General features: G+C 71.5%; 13 protein-coding genes, 1 rRNA gene and 1 riboswitch. Of the genes, 2 read left to right on the forward strand and 12 right to left on the reverse strand.

Going from position 1 to position 15,562, the window contains the following annotated elements:
- Positions 1-202: 202 nt before the first annotated feature.
- Positions 203-306: riboswitch (glycine riboswitch) on the reverse strand.
- Positions 307-457: 151 nt separating this feature from the next.
- Entirely contained in the window at positions 458-1,732 is a 1,275-nt protein-coding gene (locus tag ACFY4B_RS39600; RefSeq protein WP_387976223.1) for a PRC and DUF2382 domain-containing protein, read from the forward strand.
- 216 nt (positions 1,733-1,948) lie between these two features.
- A complete protein-coding gene (locus ACFY4B_RS39605; protein WP_063780197.1) occupies positions 1,949-3,445 on the forward strand; it encodes an MFS transporter in 1,497 nt (498 codons plus the stop codon).
- 141 nt (positions 3,446-3,586) lie between these two features.
- Here ACFY4B_RS39605 and ACFY4B_RS39610 read toward each other — a convergent pair whose 3' ends face one another.
- From ACFY4B_RS39610 to rrf, 12 genes are all read right to left on the reverse strand, one after another.
- Positions 3,587-5,014, reverse strand: coding sequence for a DNA polymerase IV (locus ACFY4B_RS39610; protein ID WP_387976226.1), 1,428 nt, complete (start codon positions 5,012-5,014; stop codon positions 3,587-3,589).
- Positions 5,015-5,086: 72 nt separating this feature from the next.
- Positions 5,087-5,809 (reverse strand): vancomycin high temperature exclusion protein, encoded by a 723-nt coding sequence (locus tag ACFY4B_RS39615; RefSeq protein ID WP_387976229.1) that lies wholly within the window; start codon positions 5,807-5,809, stop codon positions 5,087-5,089.
- Between the two features lie 94 nt (positions 5,810-5,903).
- Positions 5,904-6,548 carry a MerR family transcriptional regulator gene (locus ACFY4B_RS39620; protein ID WP_049653260.1) on the reverse strand — a complete coding sequence of 215 codons (645 nt, stop codon included), beginning with the start codon at positions 6,546-6,548 and terminating at the stop codon, positions 5,904-5,906.
- Positions 6,549-6,771: 223 nt separating this feature from the next.
- Positions 6,772-7,248 (reverse strand): bifunctional nuclease family protein, encoded by a 477-nt coding sequence (locus ACFY4B_RS39625; protein WP_030303568.1) that lies wholly within the window; start codon positions 7,246-7,248, stop codon positions 6,772-6,774.
- 97 nt (positions 7,249-7,345) lie between these two features.
- Positions 7,346-8,041 (reverse strand): MerR family transcriptional regulator, encoded by a 696-nt coding sequence (locus tag ACFY4B_RS39630; protein WP_198959445.1) that lies wholly within the window; start codon positions 8,039-8,041, stop codon positions 7,346-7,348.
- A 179-nt stretch (positions 8,042-8,220) separates the two neighbouring features.
- Entirely contained in the window at positions 8,221-8,763 is a 543-nt protein-coding gene (locus tag ACFY4B_RS39635) for an FHA domain-containing protein (protein ID WP_049653265.1), read from the reverse strand.
- A 568-nt stretch (positions 8,764-9,331) separates the two neighbouring features.
- Entirely contained in the window at positions 9,332-10,141 is an 810-nt protein-coding gene (locus ACFY4B_RS39640) for a DUF881 domain-containing protein (protein WP_387976246.1), read from the reverse strand.
- Positions 10,142-10,529: 388 nt separating this feature from the next.
- Positions 10,530-10,862 (reverse strand): small basic family protein, encoded by a 333-nt coding sequence (locus ACFY4B_RS39645; RefSeq protein ID WP_030062488.1) that lies wholly within the window; start codon positions 10,860-10,862, stop codon positions 10,530-10,532.
- Positions 10,859-11,938, reverse strand: coding sequence for a DUF881 domain-containing protein (locus tag ACFY4B_RS39650; RefSeq protein ID WP_387976232.1), 1,080 nt, complete (start codon positions 11,936-11,938; stop codon positions 10,859-10,861). The genes ACFY4B_RS39645 and ACFY4B_RS39650 overlap by 4 nt, the downstream gene beginning before the upstream one ends.
- A gap of 196 nt (positions 11,939-12,134) precedes the next feature.
- Positions 12,135-14,630, reverse strand: coding sequence for a mannose-1-phosphate guanyltransferase (locus ACFY4B_RS39655; protein WP_049653268.1), 2,496 nt, complete (start codon positions 14,628-14,630; stop codon positions 12,135-12,137).
- A 124-nt stretch (positions 14,631-14,754) separates the two neighbouring features.
- The gene (locus tag ACFY4B_RS39660) at positions 14,755-15,375 is read right to left on the reverse strand and encodes a CDP-alcohol phosphatidyltransferase family protein (protein WP_049653270.1); all 621 of its coding nucleotides are present in this window, start codon (positions 15,373-15,375) and stop codon (positions 14,755-14,757) included.
- Between the two features lie 100 nt (positions 15,376-15,475).
- Positions 15,476-15,562: ribosomal RNA gene (gene rrf / locus ACFY4B_RS39665) — 5S ribosomal RNA — on the reverse strand; the annotation flags it as partial.

Consider the following 15,562-nt stretch of genomic DNA (forward strand, 5'->3'; position numbering starts at 1 on the left):
GTACGCACGCCGGCCGGCCTCGCCGCTGCGGACAGCGGACGAACCTGGGCGGGCGGACCCGACAGGCCTCCCCCTCTGTCATCGGGACCTGAGAGCTTCACCCGCACGGGGCGCTGTGGGCGCTCCGTCGGCTTGCACCGTCGGTGAGGGTGGTGATCGCCGGCTTCCGCGCCGACGCTCCTGCCCTGCTTTCCAGAGTGACCTACCCCACACGGTACGGATGCCTGAGAGATTCCGGGGAGGAGTTGCTCCTTCGGCGCTCCGACCAGCGGCTTTCGCAGTCGGAGACTCTCCCGAGCGGGCTCTGCGGTCGTCGCCCAGGGTACCAGCGGGAGGCCCCCCGATCACGGGTGCGTCAGGTCGTTCGGGGTCTACGCGCGTCCCCCGGACGGTCCAGCGCGCAGCCCGTCCGGCGCACCCCGCTCGCGGCCGTCCGATTCATGGCTTTTGGTGTGAAGTGGCGGACGGAACGGGTGCTCCGGCCGCCTTCCTGCGGGAGTTCCGCAAGCTCAGCGCACGGGAGGAAAGAGTGCAGACCGACATCGACCCCCGGGACCTCATCGGTCACAAGGCCGTCGACCGCAACGGAGACAAGATCGGCACGGTCGACGAGGTCTACCTGGACGACGCCACCGGCCGGCCCGAGTGGGCCGCGGTCCGGACCGGCATCTTCGGCCGGGACGCCTTCGTCCCGCTGACCACGAGCGAGTTCGCCGGCGACGAGCTCCGGGTGCCGTACGACAAGTCGCTGGTGAAGGAGTCGCCGGACTTCGGCGTCGGCCAGCACCTGTCCCCCGCCCAGGAGCTCCAGCTGTACCGCTACTACGGGCTCGACACCCCGATGGACGGCCGCCCGAGCCACGAGAACGGGAGCCGGCCCAAGCAGGCCGACCTCGACTTCGGCACCACGGCGGCGGCCGCCGCCGCCACGACGACCGCGGCGGCCCCGGCGAAGTCGCTCACCTTCCACACCCCCGAGCGCTCCCCCGATCCCGTTCCCGAGCCCGCCCCGGCCAGAGCCCCCGTCGCCACCGCCCCGCCCACCACCGCCGTCACCGCCACGGTCGCCGACAGCACCAGAACCGCCCCGGAGGCCGACATGCGGATGCTCAGCACCCCCGAGGCCACCACCGCCACCCCGGCGGCCGCCCCCGTCGCACCCACCGTGGAGCCGAGGCCGCAGTCGCAGCCCGCCCCCGCGCCCGCGTCTACGCCCGCCCCGGCGGCGACCGTCGTCGCCGCGCACGCCGACGGCGCCCCGTCCGCCCCCAGCGGCCCGGTCGAGATCACCTGCCGCGAGGAGCGGCTGGAGGTCACCACTGAGTGGCACACCCTCGGCACCGCGAAGCTGCGCAAGTACGTGACGACCGAACAGGTCGAGCGCCGCATCCCCGTGGTCCACGAGCGCGTCCGGGTCGAGCGGATGCCGGTCAGCGACGCCGAGCGCGCCACGCTCAGCGAGAAGGACATCGCCGAGGCCGTCGAGGAGGTCACCCTCCGCGAGGAGCGCGCGGTGGTCCGCAAGTACCTCGCGCCCGTCGAGCGGGTCCGCCTGGTCGTCGAGCGCTACACGACGGAGGAGGTGGTCCGGGAGGAGCTCCGCCGCGAGCACGTCGAGGTCCACGACACCACCGCCACCCAGAACACCTCCCCGGCCGGCTCGACGCCACCCCCCGCCTCACCCCCCGCCACCGACTCACCCCGCCCGGCCGCACTGCGCCCGCTCGTCTGACACCACCCGCGAAGAGGGGCCCCGGACACCGTCCGGGGCCCCTCTCGCACACCCACCACAGGCACCCCTCCCCGCCCCCGCCACCCCCACCACGGCCCTTGTCACGTACCCGACCGTTCACCTTTGCCAAAACTTAACCACTCGATATTTGACACTCTGAAGTATCTCCCTGCATGGTTACTTCAGTTCATTCACTATGTACGGGAGGAAGCAACCGTGAGTGAGGCACCACAGCCCACCACCGCGGCCGAGAAGCAGAGCAGCGCCCGGGTCCTGCCGGCCCTCATCCTGGCGATGCTGTCGTTCAGCGTGGTGCAGACCGCGGTCGTCCCGATCCTGCCCTCGCTGGCCAAGGAACTGCACGTCTCCGCATCCAGCGTCACCTGGCTGATGACCGCCAACCTGCTCTCCGCAGCCGTGCTGACTCCCCTCCTGGGCCGCTTCGGCGACCTCCGGGGCCGCAAGCCGATGCTGCTGATCTCGCTGGCCGGCCTGGTCGCCGGTTCGGCGCTGGCGGTCAGCACCCACTCCTTCACCTGGCTGGTCGTCGCCCGTGTCCTCCAGGGCGCCGGCGGTGGCGTCCTGCCGCTGGCGATCAGCATCGTCCGTGACGAGCTGCCCAAGCAGAAGGTGACCGGCGGCGTCGCCGCCATCAGCGCCTCGATGGGCGTCGGCTCCGGCCTCGGCCTGGTCGCGACCGGTCTCCTGCTGGAGCACTGGAACTACAAGTCGATCTTCTGGATGGGCCTGGTCTTCGGCCTGATCGCGATCGCCCTGGTCGCCTTCCGCGTCCCGACCGACCCGGTGACCGACAAGGAGGGCGGCGCCGACCCGCTGGGTGCCCTCACCCTGGCCGGCTGGCTCTCCGCGCTGCTGGTCGCGGTCAGCCAGGGCAACCACTGGGGCTGGACCTCCAACAAGACGCTCGGCCTGTTCGCCGTCGCCGCCGTGGTCGCCCTGATCTGGGGGATCATCGAGACCAAGGTCGCGCACCCGCTGGTGGACATGAAGATGATGGCCCGTCCGGCCGTCGCCTTCACCAACGTGGCCGGCCTGCTCATCGGCTTCGGCATGTACGGCTCCTTCATGGTCATCAGCAACTTCGCCCAGACCCCGGAGAAGCTGACCCACTACGGCTTCACCGCCAGCGTGCTGCACGCCGGCCTCCTGCTGCTGCCGTCCGCGATCGGCTCGATGGTCGCCGCCCCGGTCGGCGCCCTGCTGATCGCCCGTCGCGGCCCGCGCCTGCCGCTGGTCCTCGGTGGCGTCCTCGGCGCCATCGCGATGGCCTACCTGGCCGTGCGCCACGGGCACGAGGGCGACATCTACACCGCCTCGGCGATCTTCGGTCTCGGTGTCGGCCTCGCCTTCGCCGCGATGCCGGCCTACATCAACGGCGCCGTCCCGGTCGAGCAGAGCGGTATCGCCAACGGCATGAACTCCGTGCTGCGCACGGTCGGTGGCGCGATCGGCACCGCCGTCATGGCCGCCATCCTGACCGGCGACACCATGAAGCTGCCGCCGCAGATCCCGCTGTCGCTGCCCACCCTGGACGCCTACAAGCACGCGTTCTGGACCGCGGCCGTCGTCTGCGTCGTCGCCGGCGTCGTCCCGTTCCTGATCCGCGGTACCAAGTCGGCCGCCACCGCGACGGTCGTCGGCGGCTCGGCCCAGCAGGACTCCAGCCCTGAGCTGGTCAAGACCGACGCCTGACGAGGCGTCCGGCCCCCGCGCTCAGGGACAGGGCGCGGGGCCCGGTCCCCGTACATCGTGAGGGCATCACGAACGCACGGGGTCCGGCACGGTGATCGGCCCCACCCGGTACTCCCCCACCGGGTGGGGCCGCTTCGCGTTTCAGGCTCCTTCCCCCGGCCCGCCGTTCCCCTCCGACACACCGTCCGGCCCCTCGTCCGCACCCGCGTCCCGGCGCAGCGGCAGCGGCCGGGACGGTTCGAGCGCCGGGTCGTCCACCGCGAAGGTCCGTACCCGCCCCGGCCCGTCCCACGGCGTCTCGAACCGTACGGTGACCCTCCCGACGCCGCTGCCCTGCACCCAGCCCGGACCGAACTCCTCGTGCCGGACGTCCTGTCCGGGCACCCACCGCCGCACCACGACGGCCTCCGGCTCCGCCTCGGCCTCCTCGGCCTCGGCCGCCGCCTCCGCGTGCTCCGCGGCCTCCTCCCGCAGCGCCTGGGCGAACAGGTCCTCCTGGGTGTAGTCGGCGAGTTGGGCGACGCCCACGCCGAGCAGCCGGACCCCGCCGGTGATCTCCACCTGCTCGGCCAGCCGGCGCGCGGTCGCGGTGATCACCGCCTCGTCGTCGGTGGGCCCGCCGAGCGTCTCCGAGCGGGTCAGCGTCGAGAAGTCGAACCGCCGGACCTTGAGCACCACCGTCCGCCCCGAGCGCCCGGCCGCCCGCAGCCGCCGTACGCACCGGCCGGCCAGGGCCTCCACCTCGCGCAGAACCCGTTCCCGGTCGGCCAGGTCCACCTCGTAGGTGTCCTCCACCGACACGGACTTGGCGTCCTGGTCGGCGATCACCGGCCGCTCGTCCAGCCCTATGGACATCTGGAAGATCCCGGCGCCGTGCGCCCGCCCGACCAGCTGCACCAGCTCCGCCTCCCCCGCCTCCGCGAGGTCGGCCACCGTGCTCAGCCCGGCCCGGCGCAGCACCTGTTCGGTGGCCGGCCCGATCCCGGGCAGCGCCCGCACCGGCATCGGGCCGAGCACGGCCCGCTCCTGCCCGGGCTCGATCATGACCAGTCCGTCCGGCTTGGCCTGCTCGGAGGCGATCTTGGCCATCAGCTTGGACCCGGCCGCCCCGACCGAGCCGGTCAGCCCGGTCGACCGCTGGATGTCCGCCCGCAGGTCCTCCGCGAGCGCGAGGACCAGCCGCTCTCCGGTCTCGTGGTCCGCCTCCAGCAGCGCCGGTCCGTACGGGCCTGCCTCCAGGTCCACGAAGGCCTCGTCCAGGCTGAGCGGCTGCACCAGCGGGGACAGCTGCCGCAGCAGCCCCATCACGATCTCGCTGTTCTGCCGGTAGGCCTCGAACCGCCCCGCCAGGAAGGCCGCGTTCGGGCAGAGCCTGCGCGCCTGCGCCATCGGCATCGCCGAGTGCACCCCGAACCTGCGCGCCTCGTACGAGGCCGTGGAGACCACCCCGCGCCCGCCGAGCCCGCCGACGACCACCGGCTTGCCGCGCAGGCTGGGCTTGGCCGCCTGCTCCACCGCCGCGAAGAAGGCGTCCATGTCGAGGTGGATGATGCTCGGCAGAGATCGCACCCGCCGATCATCGCGTACGGGTCCGACAGTGCGTACGAACCGGGCCGGAGGCCCCGCTCCCGGCCCCCGTCGCTACTGCTTCGCGGCCTCCGCCAGCGCCTTCGGAATGCCGTCCTCCCGGGGCCCGAGGAACACCGGGTCCGGCCGCAGCCAGGCGTTGGCCGCCGCCTTGCCCGCCCCGGCGACCTCCCGCAGCCCGCCGTACAGCCAGGTCGCGTCGTGCAGTTCCGGCACCCCGACCGCGTACGAGCGGATCCCCGCCGCCTCGCACAGCGCCAGCGCCCGGCGGACGTGGAAGTCCTGGCTGACCAGCACCGCGTGGTCCACCCCGAAGATCCGGCGCGCCCGGGTGCAGGAGTCCCAGGTGTCGAAGCCCGCGTAGTCCCGCACCACCCGGTCCTCGGGAACGCCGTTCCGGGTCAGGTAGTCGTACATCGCGTCGGGCTCGGAGTACTCGACCCGCCCGTTGTCCCCGGTCACCAGGATCGCCTGCACCTTCCCCTCCCGGTACAGGTCCACCGCCGCGACCAGCCGGTGCTCCAGGTACGGGGAGGGCTTGCCCTGGTACAGGCCGGCCCCGAAGACCACCGCGACCGGCGCGGCGGGCGCGCTCTCCACGGTGCCCACCCGGTCCCCCGCGGCGAACCACACCCAGGCGCTCGGCGCCAGCGCCAGCGAGCAGAGCACCGTTCCGACCTGGAACACCCTGCGCTGCGTCCGCCGCTGCCGCAGCCGGGCCTCCAGCAGTCCGGCCCTGCGCCGCAGCAGCCCCGATATACCGGTACCGACTCCCACGTGCCCTCCCTCGATCACGTCAACCGGGGAACACGACGGGGCCGCGGGTCCGAACGGTTCCCCGTCCGGGCCCGCGGCCCCGTCGAACGCCTGCTCAGACCGCCCGGTTGCGCCGCTGGGCCAGCTCGTCGGCCGGGTCGTGCCCGACCATCGTCTCGCCGGTGTCGGTGCGCTCGGCGTGCAGCCGCCCGAGGGTGAGCTCCAGCTCCTGCCAGACCGCTCCGACCGCGATGCCGAAGACCCCCTGACCGCCCTTCAGCAGATCGACCACCTGCTGCGGCGTGGTGCACTCGTACACCGTCGCGCCGTCGCACATCAGCGTCATCCCCGCCAGGTCGGCCTGGTCGGCGGCCTGGAGGTGGGCGACCGCCACCCGGATGTTCTGCAGCGAGACACCCGCGTCGAGCAGCCGCTTCACGATCTTCAGCAGCAGGATGTCGCGGAAGCTGTAGAGCCGCTGGCTGGTCGACGGGTACGCGGTGCGGACGCTGGGCTCCAGCAGTCCGGTGCGGGCCCAGTAGTCCAGCTGACGGTAGGTGATGCCGGCCGCCGCGCAGGCCGTCGGGCCCCGGAAGCCGAGCAGGTCGGACGTCGGAGCCAGCCGTTCGATGGCCGGCTGGCCCGCCTGTACGGCCGGGAACCTGCCGACCCGGGGGAAATCCGTGACGGTGCGAGCGGTGCGCGGCATGTGCACGGCGCACCGGCCTCCCACGGCCGCGTCATCGCCGGTGCTGCTCATGCCTGCCTCCGTCCACTTGTGCTGCGGGCAACCCGACTGCGGGCATCGGCCACCCGGACAGCCACTCCTGACGGTAGGCAGTCCCCTATGACCCGTCAACGATCGCCACGCCGGGCCAGACAAACCACTTCACTCAGGAGAGTGGTTTTTCGTGCCCCTAGTGTGGGTAGATGGACGGATTTTGGCAAAACGATGGGCCGAAAGGCCGCACGGTCGGGCCCCGCTACTGCGGGCCGCTGCCGCCGAAGTCCTCGGGCGACACCTGGTCGAGGAACTCGCGGAACTTCTCGACCTCGTCCTCCTGCTCGTCCGGGATCGCGATGCCCGCCTCGGCGAGCACCTCCTCGCTCCCGTAGATCGGCGTGCCGGTGCGCAGCGCCAGCGCTATGGCGTCGGACGGCCGCGCGCTCACCTCGACCCCGCCGGCGAACACCAGCTCGGCGTAGAACACGCCCTCCCGCAGGTCGGTGATCCGGACCTCGGTGAGCTGCTGGCCGAGCGCCTCCAGGACGTCCTTGAAGAGGTCGTGCGTCAGCGGCCGCACCGGCGTCATGCCCTGCTGGGCGAAGGCGATCGCGGTCGCCTCGCCGGGGCCGATCCAGATCGGCAGATAGCGATCTCCCCCGACCTCCCGCAGCAGCACGATCGGCTGGTTGGAAGGCATCTCCACTCGGACACCCACGACGTCGAGCTCATTCACACAGGCAACCCTATGGCTCCGCTCCCGGATATGAAAGCGCAGGGCCGACGCCGCTGGTCAGCGCGGTGCGGCCAGGGCGCGCCGCGGGCGGCACGCGCTATCCGCGCGTCCGCATCCCGGCCTGGACCATGGCCGCGTGCAGCCGTACGGACAGCGTCGCGAGCTCCCGGGCGGTGGCCTCCGCGTGCGCCCTGGTCTGCGGGTTCCGGTGCCGGCGCAACGGCGCCACCACCTGTTCCACCAGCGCGATCTCGCGGTCCGCCGCGGCCTTCATGGCGCGCAGGTGCCGGGGCTCCAGCCCGTACCGGCCGAGCTCCGCGACCAGCCGGGCCACCTGGAGCGCCTCGCCGTCGTAGCCGCCGTCCGGGCCCGGGGCGACGAGCCCGTAGGACTCCCACTCGGCCAGCTCCGGCTCCCCGGCCTCGGCCGCCGCGAGCAGTTCGGCGCGCCCCAGCCGGACGCCGGAGGGCACCTCTCCGCCGGCCACCAGCTCCCGGTCCGCCTCCTCCAGCGGCCCGGGCCGGGTGTCGGCGGCGGAGGGCAGCGCGGGCGGGTTCTCACCGCGCTCGATGGCGTCCAGGTGCTCCCGGATCACCCGCAGCGGCAGGTAGTGGTCCCGCTGCATGCGCAGGACGTAGGCCAGCCGCTCGACGTCGGCCGGGCTGAACTTGCGGTACCCCGAGGGCGTGCGCTGCGGCTCGACCAGTCCCTCCGCCTCCAGGAAGCGGATCTTGGAGATGGTGACCTCGGGGAAGTCGTCGCGCAGGAAGGCCAGCACCGCGCCGATGCTCAGCAGCTCGTCACCGCCGCGCCGGCGGCCGGCGGGCCGCTCGGCCCGGACCGGCTGCCGCGGGCCCGCGACCACCCCGCGTCCGCCGCGGTCCGCCTGCGGACCGGACGGGGTTGGGGTGGCCGCCCCGAGAGAAGAGGAAGGGGTATTCGTATTCACTCGGGCTCCTGCCGACGTCGTTTTCAGTACCCCCGGTTGTGGCCGGCGAAGAACACCAGCCGGTACTTCCCGATCTGCACCTCGTCGCCGTTGTTCAGCGGCACCTCGTCGATCCGCTCCCGGTTCACGTAGGTGCCGTTGAGGCTGCCCACGTCCGCGACGCTGAAGCCGGCCGGGGTGCGGCGGAACTCCACGTGGCGGCGCGAGACCGTGACGTCGTCGAGGAAGATGTCACCCTGCGGGTGGCGACCCGCCGTGGTGACGTCCGAGTCCAGCAGGAACCGGCTGCCGGAGTTCGGACCGCGCTGCACGATCAGCAGGGCCGAGCCCGGCGGCAGCGCGTCGATCGCCGACAGCACCTCGGCCGACAGGGCCGGCGTGGCGCCGGTGCCGGTCGTGGTGGTGGGGTCGTACGACTCCAGGCCGGAGATGGAGATGGTCGACGTGGTCTCCGCCGCCCCCTCCGGAAGCAGGCCGCCGCGCAGCGCCGTGCCGCAGTTGGAACAGAACCGGGCCGCGGCCGGGTTCCGGTTGCCGCACCTGGGGCACGGAGTGGGGCCAGCCATGTTCACAGCCTCCTGGCGCGGCACACCCGACGGGTTGTGCCCGGCGTACGGATCCGGGGCAAACCCTCCACCAGAGGTTGAGGGTCCTGACGGGAAACCTATGCGCGGCTCGCCGGAGGGGTCAACCGACGCGCCGTAGCCCGCCTGATTCCCCGCGTACTGGGCGGCGCCGCCGTCCCGGTACAGCTGCTGACCTGCGTACGGCGCGGCCTCGGGGGCCGGGCGCATGCCCGGCACTGCGGGCTCGTCCTCCGGTCGGCGGTGACGCGCGGTGGGCGCCTCGACGGCGGCGGCGTCACGGCCCTTGTTACGACCGAACAACTTCGAGAAGAAACTCACGGGCGAATCCCCTTGCGTGTGACAGACCCGCCCGCGGGGCAGGGTGAGAACCTCGGACATGCTGCGGGCCCGGTCGTTGCGGCTCGGGCCCGCTGGAGTGGTACTCCGGCGGTTGGTACTGCGGTTGTTGCTCCGGAGCGTACTGGTGCGAACCAGTCTCGCCCATGTGACGGCGGCGCCCCGCAGCGGGTGCCGCCCGCCCTTGACGGGCCGTTCGCCGGGCGCCCCGTCACTTCGAAGCCGGCTTGGCGTACTGCGGCGACTTCGGGTCCACGAGGGCGTCGACGACCACCTTCTGCTGCTGGGCGATCGTCGCCCGCGCCTGGTGGCTCTCCAGCGTGCGGACGACACCTCCCGGGATGTTCAGCGCGGGTGTCAGATCCTGCGGGTTCCCCACGACCGTGAAGCGGTAGGGCTGCGAGACCTTCTTCCCGTCGATCTGCACCCCACCGGCCGACAGGTCGGTGAAGTAGGTGTTGACCACCACGCGCACATCGTTGATCTGAATCGCCTCCGCCCCCGCCGCTCGAAGTTCTTGCAGGGTGTCCAGCAGCATATCTGCCTTCACCTGCCCTTGGGGATCATCGACCGTGAGTACGATGCCCGGACCAGTGGCTTTGACGGTGCCGGCGAGCACGCCGAGCTCCGTCGCCTTCTTCCTGGTCTGCTCCTGGGCCTCCTTGGCCTGGTTGGAGCTGTTCTCCAACTTCGCCAGGGACTGCTCCAACTCCGCCTTCTCCTGCTGAAGACGTTGCTGACGGCTGTCCAGTTCATCGAGGATCCGCACCAGGTCCTCCTGGCGGGCCCCGCGGAGCTGACTGTGGTGGTCGTTGGTCGACCGCACCTGGATCGCCAGCCCCAGGCCGAGCGAGAACAGCAGCAGCGCCACCACCAGCTGGCCGCGCGACAGCCGCGGCGGCCAGAGCGCCGCCTTCAGGCGCCGCCGGCCGGCACTCCGGTCCGCGACGGGCTCGGGCTCGGGTTCCGGCTCGGACCCCGCTTCTGGTGCGGGCTCCGGGTCCGGCACGGGCTCAGACATGGGCTCGGGCGTGGGCTCGGGCTCAGCGGCAGGCGCGGACTCCGGCTTCGCCCCGGTCTCCGGCTCGGCCCCGGGGGCCGGCGCGGTGACCTTCGTGAGCCGCAGCGTCGGCTCGGGCACCGAACCGGCCTCAAGCTCAGCCTTAGCGTCAGACTTCTCCTCCGAGGCGACGACGGGCTCCACGGCCTCGGCAATCTCCCCGGCCGTCCCGGCAGCCTCGTCCGCGTCCGCCGCACTGTCCGTCCGAGGTGCGTCCACGACCTCCCGGACGGGCTTCGAAACCGCCTTCTCGACCGTTTTCCCGCCCGGCTCTCCAGCCGGTTTCCCGGCGGCCGGCCCGGCCACCGCCGCCTCCCGCCCGTCCTCCGCCGCGGGCTCGCGGCCCGGCTCAGGCACGGAAGACATGGCGCCGGATCGCGGCCGCGTTGGAGAAGATGCGGATGCCGAGGACGACGACCACGCCGGTGGACAGCTGCGAGCCGACGCCCAGCTGGTCACCGAGGAAGACGATCAGTGCCGCGACCACCACGTTCGACAGGAACGAGACGATGAACACCTTGTCGTTGAAGATCCCGTCGAGCATCGCCCGGACGCCGCCGAACACGGCGTCCAGCGCCGCCACCACCGCGATCGGCAGGTAGGGCACGACGGCGTCCGGCACCTCGGGTTGGACGAAGAGGCCGACGACCACCCCGATCACAAGACCCAGTACGGCAATCACGGTCTGGCTGCTCCTGTCCCTGTCGTGGTCTTGGTGGTTCCGGTCGGCGGACGCCGCTTGGCGGTGGAAGCACCGCTGGTCGGGGCCGACGAGGCGGAAGCGGAAGGCGAGGCCGACGGTGAGGCGGACGCGCCGGGGCTCTCCTGGGTTCCGGCTCCGGCCGGCGCCGTTGCGCCCGCGGTCGCCGGGGGCGAGGCCTCGGGCGTCACCGGCTGCGCGGTCCGCAGCGTCACCCCCACCGCCGCCGGCAGCGTCAGGTTCTTCTGCACGGAGAGCGTCGACTTGATGCCGTACTGCTCCTGGAGCAGCCGCAGGTACTGCCCGGCCATGTCCTTCTCGAAGGCGGTGAGGAGCTTCGAGCCGTCCCCGATCGCCTGGATGTTGTACGGCGGCACCAGCGGCCGGTTGTCCACCAGCACCGCCTCGCCCGCGGCCCGGATCGCGGACAGCGCGGTCAGCCGCTGGCCGTTGATCGCGATCGCCTCGGCCCCGGATCCCCAGAGGCCGTTCACCACCAGCTGCAGGTCGCGGTCCCGCAGCCGGCCGCTGTTGGAGAAGCCCTGCCCGGCCCTCGGGTCGACGTTGCCGCCGCTGCCCGTGCCCGCGGCGTCCTCCAGGACCAGCTTCACGCCCGGCCCGGTGACCTGGCCCAGGCCCACGGCCCCGCTCACCCCGCCGGGATCGGCGTCGCCCGAGGCGAGCGCCTGCTGCTGCGTGTTGTCGACCTTGAGCCGCAGCTCCTGCACCTGCTTCTGCAGCCGGTCGGCCGAGGTGTTGCTGTCGTTGATCCGGTGGATCAGCGCGTCCCGTTCCTTGGCCAGCGAGGGCTCGGCCTTGTGCGCGTTCACCGCGCCCACCGTCACCACCGCGCCGACCAGCGCCAGCCCCGCCCCGAGCGTCAGCAGCCCCGGCAGGGTCCCGGGTATCCGGCTGTCGCGGGCACCGCCGCGCGCGGCGGCCGCCTCCGCGTAGCCCTCGTCCAGGCTGTGGTCCATCACGTTGGTCAGCAAGGACATCGAGGCGTCCGGGCGGTTGTACCGTCCGTTCGGGGCACTCGGCGTCGGCGTCGCTGGCATGGAGACCATCGTCCCATGTCGTCGAGGGGGCCCGCGCACGGCCCCTGAGCTGCACACACGCTGCACACATGACGGAATGTGACGGAGTATTCCGAATGATGTGAAAACGGACAGAGGGGCGCGCGGGTCACACCGCGCGCCCCGCCGTCCGAGGCGGTTCCGAGCTCAGCTCCTGATCGTGCTCAGTCCCGGTCCGTCACCGTCCCGCCCCGTCGACCACGGCCGCCCACTCGTCCAGCAGCGCCTCGGTGGCCTCGTCATCGGGGCCCTCCGCCCAGAGGTGGGTGACCGCCTCGGCCGGGTCCGGGAGCACCAGCGTCCAGCGCCCGTCCGCCTCGACCACCCGGACGCCGTCGGTGGTGTCCAGCCGACGGCTGCCGGCCGCCTCCACCACCGAGCGCATGACCATGCCCTTGGCGGCCCACGGCGTCGCAATGTCCCGGCGCCGGATGTGCGCCTGCGGGATCCGGGCGTCGATCTGGCTCAGCGTGAGCTGGGTCCGCGCCACCAGGCCGACCAGCCGGACGAACGCCGCGGCGCCGTCCAGCACCCCGCTGAACTCGGGCACCACGAAGCCGCCGCGCCCGTCCCCGCCGAACACCGTGCCCTCGGCGGAGGCCGCCTTCGCGAGGTCGTCCGGCGTCGTCGTGGTCCAGATGACCTGGGTGCCGTGGTACGCGGCGACCTGCTCGGCGATCCGGGTGGTGGTCACCGGCAGTGCCACCTGCCCGCTGCGCCGCTCGGCGGCGACCAGGTCCAGCAGCACCAGCAGGGCCCGGTCGTCGTCGATCACCCGCCCGAGTTCGTCCACGAACGCGACGCGCTCGCCCACCGGGTCGAACCGCACCCCGAAGGCCGCCCGCGAGGAGGCGACCAGCTCACCGAGCCTGGCCAGGCCGGCCCGCCGCGTTTCCGCGTCCTCGGTCGGCCGCGCCTCGTCCAGCCCGCTGGAGACGGTGAGCGCCTCGACCCCGAGTCGGCCCAGGATGCTCGGCAGAACAAGGCCCGCGCTGCCGTGCGCGGTGTCCACGACCACCTTCAGCCCGGCCTCCCGGACTCCGGTCGTGTCCACCGTCCGCAGCAGGTTTCCCGCGTAGGAGTCGAAGACGCTGGAGGGGAAGGTCAGGTCCCCGATCTCACCGGGGAAGGCCCGCCGGAACTCCTGGCGCGCGTAGACGCGGTCGAGCTTGCGCTGGCCGGCCTGCGAGAGGTCCGCCCCGCGCTCGTCGAAGAAGAGGATGTCCAGCGAGTCCGGCACACCCGGCGTGGTCCGCAGGAAGATCCCGCCCGCGCTCCCCCGCGCCGTGTGCTGCCGGGCCACCGGCATGGGCACGTTCTCGAGGTCGCGGACGTCGATCGCGGAGGTCTGGAGCGCCGAGATCATCGCCCGTTTGAGCGCACGCGCACCACGCGAGTGGTCACGCGCGATGGTGACGGTGGCACCCTTCTTCAGCGTCGTCGCGTACGCCCCCGCCAGCCGGACGGCCAGCTCCGGGGTGATCTCGACGTTCAGGATGCCCGAGACGCCGCGGACCCCGAACAGGTGCTCCTGGCCGCGCGACTCCCAGATCACCGAGGTGTTGACGACGGCGCCGGCCTCGATGGTCTTGAACGGGTAGACCCGGACGTTCGCCCCGATGATCGACTCCTCGCCGACCAGGCACTCGTCCCCGATCACCGCGCCGTCCTCGATCCGCGCGGCCCGCATCACGTCGGTGTTCTTGCCGACCACGCAGCCCCGCAGGTTGCTCTGCGGCCCGACGTACACGTTGTCGTGCACCACCGCCCTGTGCAGGAACGCGCCGCGCTTGACGACCACGTTGCTGCCCAGCACGGTGTGCTCGCGGATCTCCACGCCGGCCTCGACCTTGGCGTAGTCCCCGATGTACAGCGGCCCGCGCAGCACCGCCTCCGGGTCCACCTCGGCGCCCTCGGCGACCCAGACCCCCGGGGAGATCTCGAACCCGTCGAGCTCGACGTCGACCTTGCCCTCCAGGACGTCCGCCTGGGCCTTGCCGTAGCTCTCGTGGGTGCCCACGTCCTCCCAGTAGCCCTCGGCGACGTACCCGTAGACCCGCTTGCCCTCCTTCAGGAGCTGGGGGAAGACGTCACTCGACCAGTCGACGGACTCGCCCGCCGCGACGTAGTCGAAGACCTCGGGTTCCATCACATAGATACCGGTGTTCACCGTGTCGGAGAAGACCTGCCCCCAGGTCGGCTTCTCCAGGAACCGCTCGACCCTCCCCTCCTCGTCCGTGATCGTGATGCCGAACTCCAGCGGATTCGGCACCCTCGTGAGACAGACGGTGACCAGAGCGTTCTTACTGCGGTGAAAGTCGATCAATTCCGAGAGATTGAAGTCGGTCAACGCGTCACCGGAGATCACCAGAAAGGAATCGTCCTTGAGCGCGTCCTCGGCGTTCTTGACACTCCCCGCAGTGCCCAGTGGCGTCTCCTCGTGGGCATAGGTCAGATGCATGCCCAGCTCTTCGCCGTCACCGAAATAGTTCTTGACCAGCGACGCCAGGAACTGCACGGTGACGACGGTGTCGGAGAGGCCGTGCCGCTTCAGCAGCCGAAGCACGTGCTCCATGATCGGCCTATTGGCGACCGGAAGCAGCGGCTTCGGCATGCTGGAGGTCATCGGGCGGAGTCGGGTGCCCTCGCCCCCTGCCATTACAACGGCTTTCATTACGGGTGCGTCCTCCTTCGCGGTGGTGGACCGGCAGGTCCATCAAAGCGTTCCAGAAGGTTCTCTACCCGGAAGGTATCGTCCGACGCACCGAGGAGGCGTGGGGCTTCTCTCAGATCACGTCTCAGACTGTGGACGCCGGGCCCGCGGTGCTCCCCCGGACGATCTGCCGCGCCTGGACCGCGTAAAGAATCGCGGCCCACCAGTACAAGGTCGTCCCCCACCAGATGAACGCCCAGCTCACCACCTCGGCCGGCCGGGCGATCCAGCTGTCGACACTGCCGAGCAGCAGAAGCGGAAACGCGTACATCAGATTGAAGGTCGCGGCCTTCCCCAGGAAACTCGTCTGGAGCGGTCCGTAACCGCGCCGGGCCAGAATCGGCAGCAGGCCGGCGATGAATGCCTCACGGGCCAACAGGATCGCGGTGAGCCACCACGGCAGAATCCCACGCCACGTCAACCCAACCAGCGTGGACAGCACGTACAGCCGGTCGGCCAGCGGATCGAGCAGCTGCCCCACCCGGCTGATCTGCCCCCACCGGCGGGCGAGCTTCCCGTCCAGGTAGTCGCTGATCCCGCTCAACATCAGGATCAGCAGTGCCCAACCGTCATTGTTGGGCCCGTCGAAGACCGGCCACAGGATGAGCCAGAGGAAGAGCGGAACACCGACCAGCCGGCCCATGCTCAGCATATTGGGGATGGTGAGGACGCGATCGGTCTGGACCCGCGTCTCCTGGACCTCCACCCGGGGGGCCTCCTGTCCCGTGTGACGACAATTGCATGTTGACCCTACAACAGAGAAGCCCCCGACCGGTTCACCCGGCGGGGGCTTCTCTAGAAGAATTGTTCGGCGGCGTCCTACTCTCCCACAGGGTCCCCCCTGCAGTACCATCGGCGCTGTAAGGCTTAGCTTCCGGGTTCGGAATGTAACC

This window comes from Kitasatospora sp. NPDC001261 (assembly GCF_042896795.1).
Lineage (GTDB): Bacteria > Actinomycetota > Actinomycetes > Streptomycetales > Streptomycetaceae > Kitasatospora.